Origin of the sequence: Nonomuraea sediminis (assembly GCF_018531495.1) — a bacterium.
In the GTDB taxonomy this organism is placed as follows: Bacteria; Actinomycetota; Actinomycetes; order Streptosporangiales; family Streptosporangiaceae; genus Nonomuraea; species Nonomuraea sediminis.
This window is the reverse complement of record NZ_JAHDTI010000010.1, coordinates 133,438-148,743: the sequence shown is the minus strand read 5'-3', so window position 1 is coordinate 148,743 and position 15,306 is coordinate 133,438. Positions and strand designations below refer to the sequence as shown.

Sequence of the window (15,306 nt, the reverse complement as noted above, 5' to 3'; positions counted from 1 at the left end):
GCGTCCCTCCTCCGTAGATCGTTTCCACGTCGGCGCGATGGTTGAAGGGGTGCCTGGATCCATCGGCATTGTCCAGTTCCTCCAGGGGTCACGTTATCCCGATCTTGTCGCGCGCGCTGGTGAGCGGGTTCCCACCTCGGTTGGTGAGGGCGGCCTCTGTCACCTGTTCCCGTCGAGGAAACGCACCAGCTCCGCAGTGACGAACCGAGGGTTCTCCTCGACGAGCCAGTGCCCTGCGTGCGGCACGTCCACCGCGCGCACGATCTTGGTCATGCGCGGGGCCACCGTGGCTCGGATCGCGTCGAGCTGCCCCTGAGCGGTCATGAGCAAGGTCGGGACACGTACCGGTGCCGCTGCCGCGGTATCACGGACGTCCTTGTCGAGGGCGCGGTAGAGCTCGAAGCCGCCCGACAGGACCGAAGGCCGGCTATAGGTCCGTGCGTACTCGTTGATCTCGGCGTCGGTGAACGGGGATCGATCCGAGGTCCCGCCGAACGCCGTTCCGCCGAACGATACCTGCGGGTAGAACAGCGCCAGGTACTCGCGGACGTCGTCGCCGACCACCGCCTCGGGGACCCGTCGTTGGGAGTGGAAGGCGATGTGCCAGCTAAGTGAGCGGTACGTTGACGCATCGATCCTGGGCCCGGGTAGCGGCAGGTCCAAGTAGCCGAGGCGGGCGGTGTCGTCGGGGAATTGGCTGGCGTACTGGAATGCCACTGCGGCGCCGAAGTCGTGTCCGACGACGCGGGCGTCACGCACCCCGAGCCGACCGGCGATCAGCGTGTGCACGTACCGCGCCAGAGTGGCCTTGTCGTAGCCGGTCGGTGAGCCGGTGCTGTCGCCCAGTCCGGGAAGGTCGACAGCGTAGACGGTGTGGTTCTTGGCAAGTGCCGGCATGATCGGCCACCAGCCGTACCAAGTCTGCGGCCAACCGTGTATGAGCACCACTGGCGGGCCGCTGCCGCCGGTCACATAGTGCATCCGGACGCCGTCGACGTCGGCGAACTCGTGCCGGAAGGTGTTCTTGAACTGGGGATCCTCCTGGGTGGCGACGGCGTAGGGAGGAACGTCGCCGGCTGCCGGCGTGGAACAGGCTGCGGTGCCCATCGTGAGCAGGAGGGTGAGCGTGACGGTCGCCGCCGTACGCGCGGATCGGAGGAAGCGGCGCGACAACGGCCGGGTTGCGGTCATCAGGTGTTCCTGTCCTGGAGAAGGTGGGGTCAGCGTCCGGTCGTGCCGTGTGGCCCGCGTGGCGGCCCGTCTCTTCGATCATGTGGGTGAGTGCCCAGCGGATGCTGGGAGCGGGGCGGTCCAGCCGCGGTCGAGGGACCGGTGCGCCGAGGTCGGTGCACCCGTCGAGCACGTCGTTCGCGCGCTCGACCGCCTCGCGGTAGCGGGCGACGACATCGGCCACGCTGTCCTCCGGCGCGGCCTGAAATGTCGCCGGCCAGTCGGTGACGTGGTCTCCGAGGAATATCGAGCGTTCGACGAAGGTCAGGTGGTTGAGCAGGCCGAGCAGGTTCGTGCCCGACGGCACCGCGGCCGTTCGCACCTCCGGTTCGGGGGCACCCGCGACCTTCGCGGCGACCGAGGTCCTCAGGTAGCCGAGGAATCCGCGCAGGACCTCAGCCTCGCTGCTCCCGGTCAGGGGCGGCGGAGTGTCGCGGCGGCGCACGGTGTCAGGCATGGTGGTCTCCTCTCTTCGTGGTCCGCCGGGTCAGGCGGTGCGCCGGATGAGCAGCACGTGGTCGGTGACCTCGGCGGTGCGCCCGCCCGGCCCGATCGCGATCCTGCGGAGTGCGTCGCCCGCTCGACCGTCCACGTCACCGCGTCCAGGTCGATACCCGCCGCGACCTCCCGCGGGCTCAGGTACGGGCGCGGCCGCGGATCGGTGGCCGTTGGTCGTGCCTCGTACACGCCGTCCCAGAACATGACCGCGTCGCTGGCGTTCATCAAGACTCCTTCCGTCGGTGCCCGCACAGTCTCGCCAGGCGCACACCGATATGGCACGAAATCTTGCTGTTCTCGCAAGATGGCCTCGTGGACCACGAAATGGACGAGGTGCTCGAGGCGGTGGGGCCGCGACTCCTCGTAGGCGCTCCGCGCACCCCCGGATCCACCTCACGCCGATCCGGAAGTTCGGGATGACGTTCGTGCTGCTGGCCGTACATGCTCAGCAGACGCCTGCGGCTCATCCTCGGCGAGCGCGACCTGACGTTGCCGCCCGGTGAGGCAGCCGAGTTCGACACGTCCTTGCCGCACCGGCTGGGCAGCGCCGACGGCGGCTTCTTATCCTGTTCGACCCGCAAGGAATGCGTACGCACATACGCGCCGACCCGCATCGGCCCTCTCACTCAGCGAGAGATTTCCCATCCTGCAAGACGGCAGAGTTCCACCCCTGACGTCGCGAGGCCGACTGCCGATGAAGGGGAGACCCTCACTGTGTGAGATCGCCGGGATGGTGACGTACGTGATGGAATGCGGCCCTGATTTCGGAGACCAGAAGATCTGGCTGTTCCAGACCGGGGAAGTGGCCGCCGCGGTCCAGCTCGTGCCATGACCGGAGGTCGTGGTAGCGGCGCTCGGCCCAGCGCCGGGCGGTCGGCCACGGCTCGGCCGGGAACAGCGAACAGGCGGTGGGCACCGTCACCGGTTGCCCGTTCTCTTCTTCGGCGCTGCGTGGTACCCACCGCATGGCCTCCCAGTACCAGCGAGCACTGGAGGCACCGGTCCCGGTCAGCCAGTACAGGGCGATGTTGTCCACTTGTTGCGACAGGCTCACCCCGCCGCCGGCCTCCGGTCGGGTGTCGGAGTAGGCGGCGAACTTCTCACCAAGCCACGCCGCCAAACCTGCAGGCGAGTCGAGCAGGGAGTAGCCGAGCGTCTGCGGGCGCGTACTCATGATCATCCCGAAGCCGTATCCGTCCGCGAGATGGATGTCACGCCGCTCCAGCATGCGTTGTTCCGCCGGGTCCGGCGAGATCCGGTCGTCCGGCAGGGGAGAGGCGATCGGCATCGTCAGGTGCAGGCCGGCGACGCGCTCGGGCACCAGGCGCGCCAGTTCGGTACTGACGAACGCGCCCCAGTCTCCGCCATGCGCGCCGAACCGCTCGTAGCCGAGCACGGTCATCAGCTCGGCCCACGCCCGCGCCGTACGGGCGGGGTGCCAGCCGCGCTCGCGTGGACGGTCGCTGAACCCGAACCCTGGCAGGGCCGGGATGACGACGTGGAAGGCGTCACTCGCGGAACCGCCATGGGCGACCGGATCGCTGAGCGGCCCGAGGACGTTCTCGAATTCGAGGAAGGAGCCCGGCCAGCCGTGGGTCAACAACAAGGGGAGCGCTGTGGGCTCGGGCGAGCGCACGTGCCAGAACGCGATACCCAGGCCGTCGAGGCGCACGCGGTAATGCGGAATCGCGTTCCACTGCTTTTCCCTGGCCCGCCAGTCATGCTGTCGCCAGGTATTCAGCAGCATCCTCAGCTGATCCAACTCGATACCCTGCGCGGCGTCCGGCACCGTTTCTGGTTCGGGAAGCCGAACCCCGTCGAGACGAGTCCGCAGGTCCGCCAAATCGCGGTCGGGAATGTGCAGGGGGTAGGGCTCGATCTCAGGCGTTGTCGCCGAGTTTCCAGACATGGACGAAACCCTAGAAAGGGGCCGCCCCCAGGGCCATGCCCGAGATTGCCGGGAGAGCGGTCAGGAATTGCGATATGCCGAGGGACGAACGCCCGTGTGCCGCAGGAAGGCCGTCGACAGAGCACCGGGACTGGCGAAACCGCAGAGCGGCGCGATCTGGGCGACCGGGAGATCGGTATCCCGCAGCAGGCGTTGCGCCTTCTCGATCCGTAACCGGGTGAGGAACCGGTGGGGCGTTTCTCCTGTTGCTCGGCTGAACACGCGGACGAGGTGATAGACGCTGAGATACACCTCGTCCGCGATGTCGGCCAGGGTGAGCGGTTCGGCCAGCCGGTCACGCATGAGGGCGATCGCCGCGCGGACGCGTGCGTCCTCCCGCACCGGCGCCCGTTGACCAGGTCGCCGGGAGTGGCGGGTGAGCAGGTGTACGGCCAGGAAGGCGGCCGCGGACTCCGCGTACAGGTCGCCGGTCTCGTCGGCGGAACCGACGGCGCGGACAGCCTCCTCGATCAGCGGATCGCCGGCGGCCACGGACGCCGCCATGCTCGCGTAGTCCACCGCGCGGCCACCCAGCTGCTCCGCGGCCTTTTCGACGATGCCGCGCGGGATATGGACCTGCACGCTGCGCAACGGGCCCTCCGCGCGATAGCGGCGCAGGGCGGGCCGGTCCGGGACGCCCAGTTCGAGCCGCCCCGGCATCCAGGTGTGGCGGCTCCATCGACCACCGATCCGCGTCTCCATCACAGTCCGACCCTCTAGGGGCAGTATCAGGTGCAAGTCCGCCGCGGCCGGCAACTCCATGTCCTCGACCATCGGGACATGGTCGAACCGTTGCGCGAGCAAGGACTGCCAGCCGAGGTTCTCCCAGCTGCAGTGCGTGCGCCGAACGTATCGATCCATGTCGAAACCGGCATAGGGCTGGAGATCGAAATGAACGGAGTCGAACACCATGCGGCCGAGGCTAATGGCAGGTGTCGCAGGATGCCCGACCCTCACGCATGCAAGTCCGGGCGGGACAAGCCGGCTCATTGTCTCGATCAGCGCGTCTGCGCGGCGAATCCTCGAGCATGGGGGGAGTGTCCAACATCGGGCAGCAACTCGACTCTCGCGCCCGGAACGGCGCGGTATTCGGCGGCGTGACGCCGGTCCTCCTCACCGAAGATCACCAGCAGCGGCTTCCCGAGCGCCGTCAGCCGATCAGGGAGCGCACGCTCATTCAGGTAGTCGTCGGCTGCCCGCGATGTCGCGGTGAACGCAGGGTGGGTCATGCCGCGCACATCGTTGACGAGCTGTTGTGGGATCTTCCAGCCACGGCAGCTGAACGTGGTGTCCAAACTCTGGCTGAGGGGCCACGGTGATTCCGGACAGCCGCTTTATGGGAGGCTGACGATCGAGGCGCAGTGAACGCGATGGCCGTCCTCAACGGGTCGCCGTCCGAGCCGTCCGGCCGGGCCTGCCACCATCACAGCCGAACCGCGCCGACGTTCTCCGTCGTCATGCCATCTCCTGCCCGCATCAGCGTGATCGGATCATTTCGGGCGTTACGCTAACAGCCGGCACCGACAGCGAACGGCCCGCGGCTCGAGCTGCAGGCACTGGTGAACGCGGTCGACATCACAGAACTGACCGCCCGTTGGACGCCTGACTGCGGCCGAGCAATATCAGCCAGCCGAACACCCGAACCACTATCCGGTACAGCACACGAACGGGCACAAGCCGCGATCTTGCCTGCGCCGTGTGCGAACGGGCACGGTCGGGTTGCTGCGCGGACGCCCGGACGAACGGGCTGGTTGAGTACCGCGAAGCCGTGCGCCTGGCCGCCACGCACCACCCGACCTGGTCTCCCGCCAAGCAGTCAGCGCAGGTCCCGACGCCGTCACGATCGATCTGGTGCTCGACGCGCTTGGAGGTGCGAATAATGTGTAAATGTCGAGGCTTCTGGAGCGCGACCGTCTCACCATGCGAGGCCCCCTCCTTTCTTGGCTCCCGGCCACCGACGACAAATTGCTGAGACCTTTGCGCTCATGGCATTATCCGCGCAGGTGAAAGGATGTGTTGGTGGTGCCGAGCCTGGCAGATGCGCCCGTCGAGCTGGTCAACCGGGTCAGCGAACGGGAGACGCTCATGGAGTTTCTCAAGGCCGTTCGCGCGGGTGAGGGACGTGCCCTCGTCCTGAGCGGGGACGCGGGGCTCGGCAAGACGGCACTGCTCGACGATATGGCCGCCAAGGCGCGCGGATTCAGAGTGCTGCGGGTGTCGGGCATGCAGTCGGAGATGGAGTTGGCTTTCGCCGGGCTGCACCAGCTGTGCAGCCCATTGCTGGAACGGGTGGAGGCGCTGCCCACACCGCAGCAGCTGGCCTTGCGGACCTCTTTCGGGTTGGCAGAGGGGCCGCCTCCGGCACGGTTCATGGTGGGGATGGCCGTCCTCAGCCTGCTGTCGGAGGTTTCCAGGGAGCAGCCGCTGCTCTGCGTGGCAGATGATCTGCATTGGCTGGACCGGGCGTCGGCGCAGGCACTCGGCTTCGTCGCGCGGAGGCTCGGGGCCGACCCGATCGGCATCGTGTTCGGGACGCGGACTCCGACCGATGAGGTGGCCGGCGTTCGTGAGCTGCGCCTCGACGGGCTGGCCGACCAGCACGCGCACGAACTGCTCGCCACCGCGCTGACAGGGCCGCTCGACACGCGAGTACGGGATCAGATCGTGGCCGAGACGCGGGGCAATCCGCTGGCGCTGTTGGAGCTGCCGCGGACGATGTCCCGGCAGGAACTGGCCGGCGGGTTCGGTTTTCCGGGAACGGCGCCGCTGTCGGGACGGATCGAGGAGAGTTTCGCCCGGCAGTTGGATGCGCTGCCCGGCGACACCAGGCAGCTGATCTGCCTGGCTTCGGCCGACCCCTCGGGCGACGCGAAGCTGATCTGGCGAGCCGCTGGCCTCCTGGGGATCTCGCACTTGGCGGCTCGGCCCGCGACGGAGTCGGGACTCGCCGATTTCGGGCATCGGATCAGATTCCGGCATCCGCTGCTCCGAAGGGCCGCCTACCGATCGGCGACGACCGAGCAGCGGCGCGCCGTGCATCGCGCGCTGGCAGAGTCGACCGATCCGGTCGCCGATCCGGATCGCCGGGCATGGCATCGAGCGCAGTCGACGGACGGGCCGGACGAAGACGCAGCTGCCGATCTCGAACGCTCCGCGAGCAGGGCTCAAGCCCGCGGCGGGCCCAACGCGGCGGCGGCGTTCCTGGAGCAGGCCGCTGCCCTGACCGTCGATCCGACGCGCAGGGCCGACCATATGCTCGCCGCGGCTCAGGCCAACCTGCAGGCCGGCTCCTACGACCGTGTCCTCGAACTGCTCGCGATCGTGCGGGCGGAACCGCTGACAGAACTGCAGAGCGCCCGCGCGGACCTGCTGCGGGGGAATGTCGCCTTCGCCTCCGGGCTGGGCAACGATGGTCCGCCGCTGCTACTGAAGGCGGCTAAGCGACTCGAACCACTCGACCTCGACCTGGCTCGCGAGACATACCTCAACGCGTGGATGGCCGCGATGTTCGCGGGTGACCTCGCGATCGGCGGAAGCCTGGCGGACGTGTCCAAAGCCGCGCGTGGGCTGCCGGTGTCGGCACACCCGGATGAGGCCGAACTCGTCCTCGACGCGCTGGCGCGGGTGATCGTGGAGGGCCCGGACGCCGCGGCATCGGTCCTGAGGAGAGCGGTCAGCGCGATCGTCGACGCCTCCCTCACCCCGGACGAGGTACTGCGCTGGGGCTGGTTCGCGCACGCCGCCGCTGTCGGCAGCTGGGACTTTACCAACTGGCGCTTCCTCCTCGAACGGGAACTCAAGGTTCTCAGGACGGTGGGTGCGTTCGACCTGCTGCCGATCGTGCTGGCAACGCTGGGAACTGTGACCACCTGGTCGGGCGAATTCGCAGCGTCCGCAGCCATGTTCGCCGAGGCCGAGACGGTCTGTGAGGCGACCGGGGCACCCGCGGCCGCCTTGGGCCCGACGATGCTCGCCTGCCTGCGTGGCGATGAGGAGAAGGCCGTCCCGCTCATACGTTCGATGATCGCCGAGGCGGCGGTGACCGGCCAGGGCCTGAGCGTTACGTACGCGAACTGGGTGGCTGCGGTCCTCTACAACGGGCTCGGCCGCTACGACGAGGCACTGGCCGCCGCCGTCGCGTCCAGCGAGAGCTCCTCCGATCTGTTCGTCGCCCTGTGGTCGCTGCCCGAACTGGTCGAAGCCGCCGCCCGCACCGGGGCCGTCGAGGTCGCCGAGGCGGCCCTCGCCCGGCTGGCGGAGTCGACGTCGGCTGGCGGCACCGATGTGGGGCTCGGCCTGGAGGCTCGCTCGCGCGCGCTGCTCAGCGGCGGAGACGTCGCAGAGCAGCACTATCTGGAGGCCATAGACCGGCTCGGTCGAACTCCGCTGCGTCCGGAACTGGGCCGGGCGCACCTGGTCTATGGCGAGTGGCTTCGTCGAGACAACCGCCGTGTGGACGCCCGCCACCAGTTGAAGATCGCTCACGAGATGTTCGCCGATCTGGGGATGAGGGCGTTCGCCGAACGCGCCCGCCGCGAACTGGTGGCGACCGGCGAACGGGTCCGGCAAAGCACGGTGGAGAGCGAGAGCACCCTCACTGCCCAGGAGACGTTGATCGTCCGCCTCGCGTCCGACGGTCTGACGAATTCGGAGATCGGCGCCCAGCTGTTTCTCAGCGCTCGCACCGTCGAGTGGCATCTGCGCAACGTCTTCGGGAAGCTCGGCATCACCTCCCGCCGCCAGCTCGCCGCTGCCCTGAACCAGAACGGCGATCTGCTGGACCGCTAGATCCGGGACTCACCCCTGCCAGTCCGTACCCAGGCTCGCGGGTGTGGCACCGGGCGGGCCGAGCATGACATCCCCGAACTCCTCGGTCAGGCCTGGAACAGCTCGAGGTCCCACTCCGTCTCGGCGGTGGCCAGATGAGCGGGCGTCCGGTGCGGCGGATGAGTTCGGCAACTGGGCGGGAGAGGTGATCGTCAGAGTACGCGCCCCGTGCGAACCCGCTTTGATTGTGTGTGGAGTATTCATCGGAACGCCCGGCCGTCTCGTCGACGCGCGCCGTACAGGATTCAGTGCGCCTGCTTGGGCACCACGGACAGGTCGACTTCGGGTTAGGTCTGTCCTCGGTGCACCCACTGTTTCGCTGCGGTGCCGCGACTGACATCAGTCAAATGACGGCGCTTCCTGCGAGCTGAGACACACACATATCCCGTCACCGGTCAGACCGGTTGCGATTTCAGCTATGGAGCTCCCCTGGCAGTCGCAGGTTTCCACCTGATGTCCGCACACAGCCCGAAGGAGGTGTTGAGGGTGCTGACCGACTCCGGACCCTCTCGTGCCGATGTCTGGCCCACGATTGACCCCGGGATCTTCAAGGTCCACTCCATCGGCGCCACCGGGCCGAAGTAACCGCCGCCGCCCGGGTCGACGCGGAGCTGACCCCGGCGGCCGAGCACGCTCAAGGGCAAGTTCCTCGCCGCCCTGCTGTCCGTAGTCGCTCTGTTGTCCCTGCGGAAGTCTTTCTCGGGCCCTCTTCAGGCCAAGTGACCCAGTGGACCCTGGGACATTGAGCGTCATGTGACCGATGCGCGGATCCTCGCTCCCGGCGAAGGGTTGATGCACGGACCTCGACCACTAAGGGAACTTCCGGAAGGTATGCACCGTGACCAGTCACCATGGCGAGCGCATTCGGCGCCCGAGGACCTGGACCTCGACCAGCTGTTTGATGAGTTCACCCGGCAGCCGATGCGGGCGAGGTTCGAGTTCGCCCAGGAGACGGCTGCCGCGATCACGGTCGAGTTCCGGGCGGAAATCGGGCCCGGTCTCACCAGGCGGCATCGGACGCCAGCTCCTTCACCGCGAGGTGCGCTTCGTGAGCGGCACCGGCGGCGTGCGGATGTGGCCGAGGCCTGAATGAGCGGCCGGAACCGGACGGCTTGACCGGCTGACCAACCATCCGTACCAGCCGCAGATGCGGCGAACAGAGGAGAAATAACGTGAAGAGCAGCAACCCAATCCTCTCCCGATGGAGCACTGGCCCGTCGGGCTCATATCAGCGCGGCCCGGTGAACGCCACTGCAGGCGACTACGGGACTAATCCCTACGTTCCCCCCACCGACACCAGTCGAGAGGTCGGCTCAGCCTCGTTGACCATGGACCACGTCATCGTCCGCACCGCGACAACTCTTGGAATCGTGGTCCTGACGGCCGTGCTGTCTTGGCTGCTGCTGCCCGTCGATGAGGCGAACCTCGGCCGGTCCTATGGAATTGCCGTGGCCGCAGCCGTCATCGCCTTTGTCTTGTCGATCATCCAGGTGTTCAAACCGACCCCGTCCCCGGCGTTGATCCTCGGGTATGCCGCATTCGAGGGCGTCTTCCTCGGCGTGTTCTCCAGCACTGTCTCGACGCACATCGCTGCGGGTGTGGTCGGCCAGGCGGTGCTCGGCACATTCGCGGTGTCCGCAGGGACGCTCATCGCCTACCGGATGCGCTGGATCCGGGTCACTCAGCGGTTCGCAGGCTTCGTCGGCGCCGCCGCGATGGGCTTCCTGCTGTTGCTGGTTGCCGATGCCCTCTTCTCCGCCTTCGGCGCGGGGAACGGCCTCGGTTTCCACAGCGGGGTCCTCGGCATCGTCTTCGGTCTGGTTGGCATCGTGCTCGGCGCGGCCTTCCTCGCCCTGGACTTCAAGCAGGTCGAAGATGCCATCGCCCATGGCGCTCCGGACAAGGCCGCCTGGCTCGCCGCCTTCGGTCTCACCACGACACTGGTGTGGATCTACCTGGAGGTGCTGCAGGTATTGACGATCTTCAAGAGTGACAACTGACCACACGGATACCGGAGACACGGACGTGACGGGCGAAGGTGACGCTCGGACACCTCTCGAAGAGCTTGCTCGCCCTCCATAACAGGACCGCGCGCGAAGTCCCAGCGACCCACAGCAGGCGACAGCGGCCGCCACACCGACGATTCCCCTGCCAGGCCCTGGCCACCAGGACGTCGAACTGCTCGGCGGCCCGGAGATCCTCCTGCGAAGGAGCGCGGCAACTCTGGTGCACGCAGGTCTACATCGGCTGTCCTCACGGCATGTGTCGCCAACGGTGCGGCAACAAGTATGGGGCCGCCGCATACCGCGCCCGCAGGAAGACCTCCGCCGCGAACTGGCCTCAGGGCGGCCCGGAGGTGAAGTTACTTCGACGCTTGTCCGGCGCTGTCCTGGGGTTCTGCGGTTTCCGTGACAAATCGGCGGACCGCGTCGGCGAACAGTTCGGGTTCCTCTACATGCCCCAGATGGCCGCTGTTCTCCAGGATCAGCAGGACCGAGCCGGGGATCAGCTCGGCCAGTTCGAGCCCCCAGCGCACACCGCAGATCACGTCGTGCCTGCCGACGATCACCAGGGCGGGCACCGTCAGGTTCTTGAGAGCGGCGCGATCATCGACGGTGTCGGGGATGAGATCTTCGTCAAGGCCGGAGATGTACGTGGCCCGGATCGCGTTCCGGAACCGGCCGTACCGTTCCTCGTTGCCCCAGAAGTCAGCGAAGTACGACGGCAGCACGCCCTTGGCGACTGCCTCGGTCTGCTCGTCGTTGCAGATACCGGACATCGCCCCGAACGCGGCCAGCACGCCGGGCAGCCCCGGGTGGTGGGCGTGCTTCGCAGCGAACGCCTCCACCATGCGACCCGCCTCGGCACCATGTTCCGGGCCGGTGACGGGAGCGCCCTCATACAGGACGACCCCCGCCAGTTGCTCGGAGCGGTGAAGGGCGTGGTAAGCGGCGACGAAGGCGCCATGCGAGTGCCCCAGCAGGTACGCCTTCCGGACACCGAGCCGGGTGATGAGCATCCCCAGGAAGCTGCTGTAGCGCTCCCGCGTGTACCCGTGGGGGTGTGAGGGCAGGTGATTGTCCGGCGCGGTGCCGATGGGCTCGACGTACACCATGGTCAGGTGCTCTTCGAGGGCCGGCATCCGCATGTACTCCCAGAAGATGCCGGGCCCCCCGGAGTGGGCCACGCACACGGGGCCGGTCCCGTGGACGTGGTACCGCTGAACGAGGCCGGCCACGAGGTAGGTGTGGGTGCCTTGCGAGAGGGGATCGGCGTGTGTCGTCGATGAGGTCATCGGAAGCTCCAAGGGTGTCGCTGGTCCGGACGCGGTGTCCGGTGGGTCGATGAGTTCGGTCAGAAGTCCGGAGAGGCGTAGCGGAGGACGAATTCGTGGTCAGGATCACGGTTGCCGTTGGGGTCGGGCGGAGGAGCCGCGGGATGGGTGGCGATCGTGTCCTTCAGGCGGACCGGCTCGGGCAGATGGCTGAAGCGGCCAAAGCCGTTGAAGGCGGCCATGTGGTGGGCGTACCAGACAGGCCAGTCGGAACCGAGGTCCGGGCCGGAGTCGGAAGCATGGGCTTCGGCTGCACGGCGGAGCGCGTCGGCCAGGGCATGGACGGAGTTGAAGATCACTTTCACGGGGGCTCCTCCTAGGCGCGGATGAGAGGGTCGGTGTGGAGGCCGTCAGGGGCGCGGGAGACGGCGGCGCGGTGGCGATGGCGGGCGCTGCCCCGGCAGCGGGTGGCGACCCGGACGGGCCAGGCGCCTGCTCGGAGACGGGGACGTTCCAGGGGAGCGCCGCATCTCGTGCAGCGGGTTTCGGCAGCGACCGTCTCATAGACGATCTCGATCAGCCATTTCTCCGCGGATCCGGGAGGCTCGTACCGGTTCCGTTCACTCCCATGCCAGGTCGCGTTGAAGTCTCCGGGTAGGTAGGCCATGAGGGTCCATGGCAGGAAGAACCACTCCATGTTCGGGCTCTCCTCTCTGGTGTGGTCTCAGCGCCCACTGCGCAGAGGTGCGGCGGTGTCCCGGTAGGTCTCGAGGAGACGCAGCCAGACCTCGCTGAGCGTGGGAAAGGCCGGGACGGCGTGCCAGAGGCGGTCCAGCGGGATCTCGCCGGTGATCGCGAACGTCGCGGACTGGAGGAGTTCGGCGACGCCACGGCCGGCGAAGGTCGCGCCCAGGATGGTGCCGCGGGCGGGGTCGAGGAGGATGCGGGCGCGGCCGAGATAACCAGGACTGTGCTGGTGGGCGCCGGCGACGAGGCCGAGGTCGTAGTCGACGATGTCGACATCCCTGCCCAGGCGCGCGGCGTCGTCGGTGGTGAGGCCGACGGAGGCGATCTCGGGGTCGGTGAAGAGGACCTGGGGGACGGCGGCATGGTCGGCGGTTCCGGTGTGGCGGCTCCACGGGCTGTGGTCAAGGGGATGGTTGCGAGCGCGGTCGGCGATGACCGTGCCGGCGATCCTCGCTTGGTATTTGCCCTGGTGGGTGAGGAGGGCGCGCTGGTTGACGTCGCCGACGGCATACAGCCAATCGCCGGTGACGCCGGGCACGGTGTAGGTATCGTCGCTCGGCAGCCAGATACCGGGGCGCAGGCCGACGGTCTCCAAGCCGAGGTCGTCGGTCCGGGGGGCCCGGCCGGTCGCCAGCAGGAGCTCATCGGCGTGGAGCGCCTCCCCGTCGGACAGGATGAGGCGGACGTCGGCGGCGCGGGTCGCGGAGGTGACGGTCGTGTCGAACCGCAGGTCGACGCCCGAGGCGCGGAGCGCGTCGGTGACCAGTTCGGCGGCGAAGCGCTCCATCCGGGTAAGCAGCCCGGATTCCCGGACGACGAGAGTGACCTGCGAGCCGAGGGCTTGCCAGGCGGTGGCCATCTCAACGGCGACGACGCCCCCGCCGACGATGGCCAGCCGTGGCGGGACCCGGGTGGCGCTGGTGGCTTCGCGACTCGTCCAGGGCCGCAGTGCGGCCAGGTCCGGCAGCGATGGGAGAGCGGCGCGGGTTCCGGTGCAGACGGCCACGGCGTGCTGGGCCGACAGCCGTAGGACGGCGCCGTCGGCACCAGTCACTTCCACGGTCCGGGGCCCGGACAGCCGTCCGTGCCCGCGGATCAGGGTGATGCCCGCCTGCTTCAGCCATTGCACCTGGGACTGGTCGTTCCAGCCGCCGGACATGCGGTCGCGGTGCCGCAGGACGGCCTCGACGTCCAGTGGGCCCGGGTCCATGCCGGGCATGCCGCGTGCCTCGGCGTGCAGCAGTGCCGGCCGTAGCAGTGCCTTGCTGGGTTCGCACGCCCAGTAGGAGCACTCTCCACCGACCAGTTCGGATTCCACGATGACGGTGTCCAGCCCGGCGGCGGCCGTCCGGTCGGCGACGTTCTCGCCGACCGGTCCGGCGCCGATGACGACGACGTCGAAAATACGCACAGGATCTCCAAAGGTAGACAGGGAGGGCAGTGGTCCCGCCCTCCCGTGGGCGGCCAGCGGTTCAGCGGCCGGGAGCGCGCTGGGTGATCTCCTGGAGGAACCACTGGTTCCCGTCGGGGTCGTGGAAGGAGGCGAACGAGCCGTAGCCGGCACGCTCGGGGTGGAACCCGGGCACCCGTTCGGCGTCGCCCGGATGGTGGAAGACACCCGACTCGTCGCGGAACGGCGCGCTCACCGTCACGCCACGCGCGGCGAGGTTCTTGAGGGCGGCTTCGAGGTCGGTGACGATCAGATGCGGGCCCAGGTAGGTGCCCGGGGCCGTCGGGGTCAGCCCGTCACCGAAGATGATCGAGCAGGCGGATCCCGGCGGGGTCACCTGGATAACGCGGTAGCCGTCGCGGACGGGGAAGTCCGCGTCGAGCCGGAATCCGAGCGTTTCGGTATAGAAGGCCTTCGCACGGTCCACGTCGGACACCGGCACGATGATGACTTCGAGTTTCCAGTCCATGACGTTTCTCAGCGGGTGGCGCGGGCGGCGGCGTCGATCACGACGCCGGGATGCGAGACGGTGACCGCGTGGGATGCGGCGACCTCGGTGATATGGGCGTTGGCGCGTTTGGCCATGAACCGCTGGGCGGCCACGGGGATGTTGAGGTCCTTGGTGGTGATGACGTCCCAGCTCGGCTTCTCCCGCCAGGCGGGGGCCGTCGCCTTCTCCTCCAGTGCGGCCTGCGCGACCGGGCGTTGGGACGCGGCCATCTGCGCCGCCTGCGGGGCGGGAACGTCAGCGGCGAACTGGCGGTGGAAAGCATCCTGCCGGATGTACAGGTCGGGGCCGGTGACCGTCTCAAGGGCGTCGGGCAGGGTCGAACCGGGGAACCTGGTGCTCAGGCCGAGTGCGCTTTCGCGGGCCTGCGGCAGGAACGCCGCCACGTAGACGAGGGCTTTGACCTTGCTGTTTCCGGCGCCGGCAACGCTGATGACGTTGCCGCCGTAGGAGTGGCCGACGAGGATGACGGGCCCGTCGACGTGGGCGATCAGACCGCGCAGCGCGGCGGCGTCAGAGGCGACGCCACGCAGTGGGTTGGCGGCGGCGGGGAGAACGCAGACGGCTGCCACGGCGAAAAGCCGCCTGTACTGGCTGTTCATGTAGTTCACCTTCTGCGTGAGCGGTGTGACGCTCCCACCTTCGGCTGTGCTCCGGGCGCGCACATCGGTCATCTGACGGTGAGTCAGACGACGCCTGAACGACCGAGCGTCAGCGCCGAGGCCCTCGACACCAGCTGGGCGCTGAAACATGGTCAGATTGACCAGACGCTGCTGACGAACTTCGCCGACCGGTCGCAACACGAACTGGCACTCGTCGGCAAG

Annotated in this window: 11 protein-coding genes and 2 pseudogenes; 3 read left to right on the top strand and 10 right to left on the bottom strand. The window is 68.1% G+C overall.

Annotation, left to right across the window (positions count from 1 at the left end; all coding sequences use genetic code 11):
• Positions 1–159: 159 nt before the first annotated feature.
• Together KIK09_RS35305 and KIK09_RS35300 are read right to left on the bottom strand one after the other, a co-directional pair.
• On the bottom strand, positions 160–1,191 hold the full coding sequence (locus KIK09_RS35305) for an alpha/beta fold hydrolase (RefSeq protein WP_250574282.1): 1,032 nt from the start codon (positions 1,189–1,191) through the stop codon (positions 160–162).
• A 58-nt stretch (positions 1,192–1,249) separates the two neighbouring features.
• Positions 1,250–1,687: pseudogene (locus KIK09_RS35300) on the bottom strand (DinB family protein); the annotation flags it as partial.
• 473 nt (positions 1,688–2,160) lie between these two features.
• Here KIK09_RS35300 and KIK09_RS60720 point away from each other — a divergent pair.
• Positions 2,161–2,402: pseudogene (locus tag KIK09_RS60720) on the top strand (cupin domain-containing protein); the annotation flags it as partial.
• A gap of 35 nt (positions 2,403–2,437) precedes the next feature.
• Here KIK09_RS60720 and KIK09_RS35290 read toward each other — a convergent pair.
• The 3 genes from KIK09_RS35290 to KIK09_RS35280 all read right to left on the bottom strand — a co-directional run bounded on the left by KIK09_RS35290 (position 2,438) and on the right by KIK09_RS35280 (position 4,971).
• Complete coding sequence (locus KIK09_RS35290) at positions 2,438–3,637, bottom strand: epoxide hydrolase family protein (RefSeq protein ID WP_214323781.1); 1,200 nt, start codon at positions 3,635–3,637, stop codon at positions 2,438–2,440.
• 60 nt (positions 3,638–3,697) lie between these two features.
• Positions 3,698–4,588, bottom strand: a complete 891-nt coding sequence (locus KIK09_RS35285) for a helix-turn-helix domain-containing protein (RefSeq protein ID WP_214323780.1) — start codon at positions 4,586–4,588, stop codon at positions 3,698–3,700.
• Positions 4,589–4,674: 86 nt separating this feature from the next.
• Positions 4,675–4,971, bottom strand: a complete 297-nt coding sequence (locus KIK09_RS35280) for a hypothetical protein (protein WP_214323779.1) — start codon at positions 4,969–4,971, stop codon at positions 4,675–4,677.
• 724 nt (positions 4,972–5,695) lie between these two features.
• Here KIK09_RS35280 and KIK09_RS35275 point away from each other — a divergent pair.
• A complete protein-coding gene (locus tag KIK09_RS35275) occupies positions 5,696–8,464 on the top strand; it encodes an ATP-binding protein (protein ID WP_214323778.1) in 2,769 nt (922 codons plus the stop codon).
• 1,211 nt (positions 8,465–9,675) lie between these two features.
• The gene (locus KIK09_RS35270; RefSeq protein ID WP_214323777.1) at positions 9,676–10,503 is read left to right on the top strand and encodes a Bax inhibitor-1/YccA family protein; all 828 of its coding nucleotides are present in this window, start codon (positions 9,676–9,678) and stop codon (positions 10,501–10,503) included.
• Positions 10,504–10,865: 362 nt separating this feature from the next.
• On the opposite strand, the gene KIK09_RS35265 is transcribed toward KIK09_RS35270, so the two are convergent.
• From KIK09_RS35265 to KIK09_RS35245, 5 genes are all read right to left on the bottom strand, one after another.
• A complete protein-coding gene (locus tag KIK09_RS35265) occupies positions 10,866–11,798 on the bottom strand; it encodes an alpha/beta fold hydrolase (protein ID WP_214323776.1) in 933 nt (310 codons plus the stop codon).
• A gap of 59 nt (positions 11,799–11,857) precedes the next feature.
• A complete protein-coding gene (locus tag KIK09_RS35260; protein WP_214323775.1) occupies positions 11,858–12,142 on the bottom strand; it encodes a hypothetical protein in 285 nt (94 codons plus the stop codon).
• Positions 12,143–12,501: 359 nt separating this feature from the next.
• Positions 12,502–13,935 (bottom strand): dihydrolipoyl dehydrogenase family protein, encoded by a 1,434-nt coding sequence (locus KIK09_RS35255; protein ID WP_214323774.1) that lies wholly within the window; start codon positions 13,933–13,935, stop codon positions 12,502–12,504.
• Between the two features lie 61 nt (positions 13,936–13,996).
• Entirely contained in the window at positions 13,997–14,443 is a 447-nt protein-coding gene (locus KIK09_RS35250) for a VOC family protein (RefSeq protein ID WP_214323773.1), read from the bottom strand.
• An 8-nt stretch (positions 14,444–14,451) separates the two neighbouring features.
• Positions 14,452–15,084: an alpha/beta hydrolase gene (locus KIK09_RS35245; RefSeq protein WP_214323772.1), complete on the bottom strand. Its 633-nt coding sequence runs from the start codon at positions 15,082–15,084 to the stop codon at positions 14,452–14,454.
• Positions 15,085–15,306 lie beyond the last annotated feature (222 nt).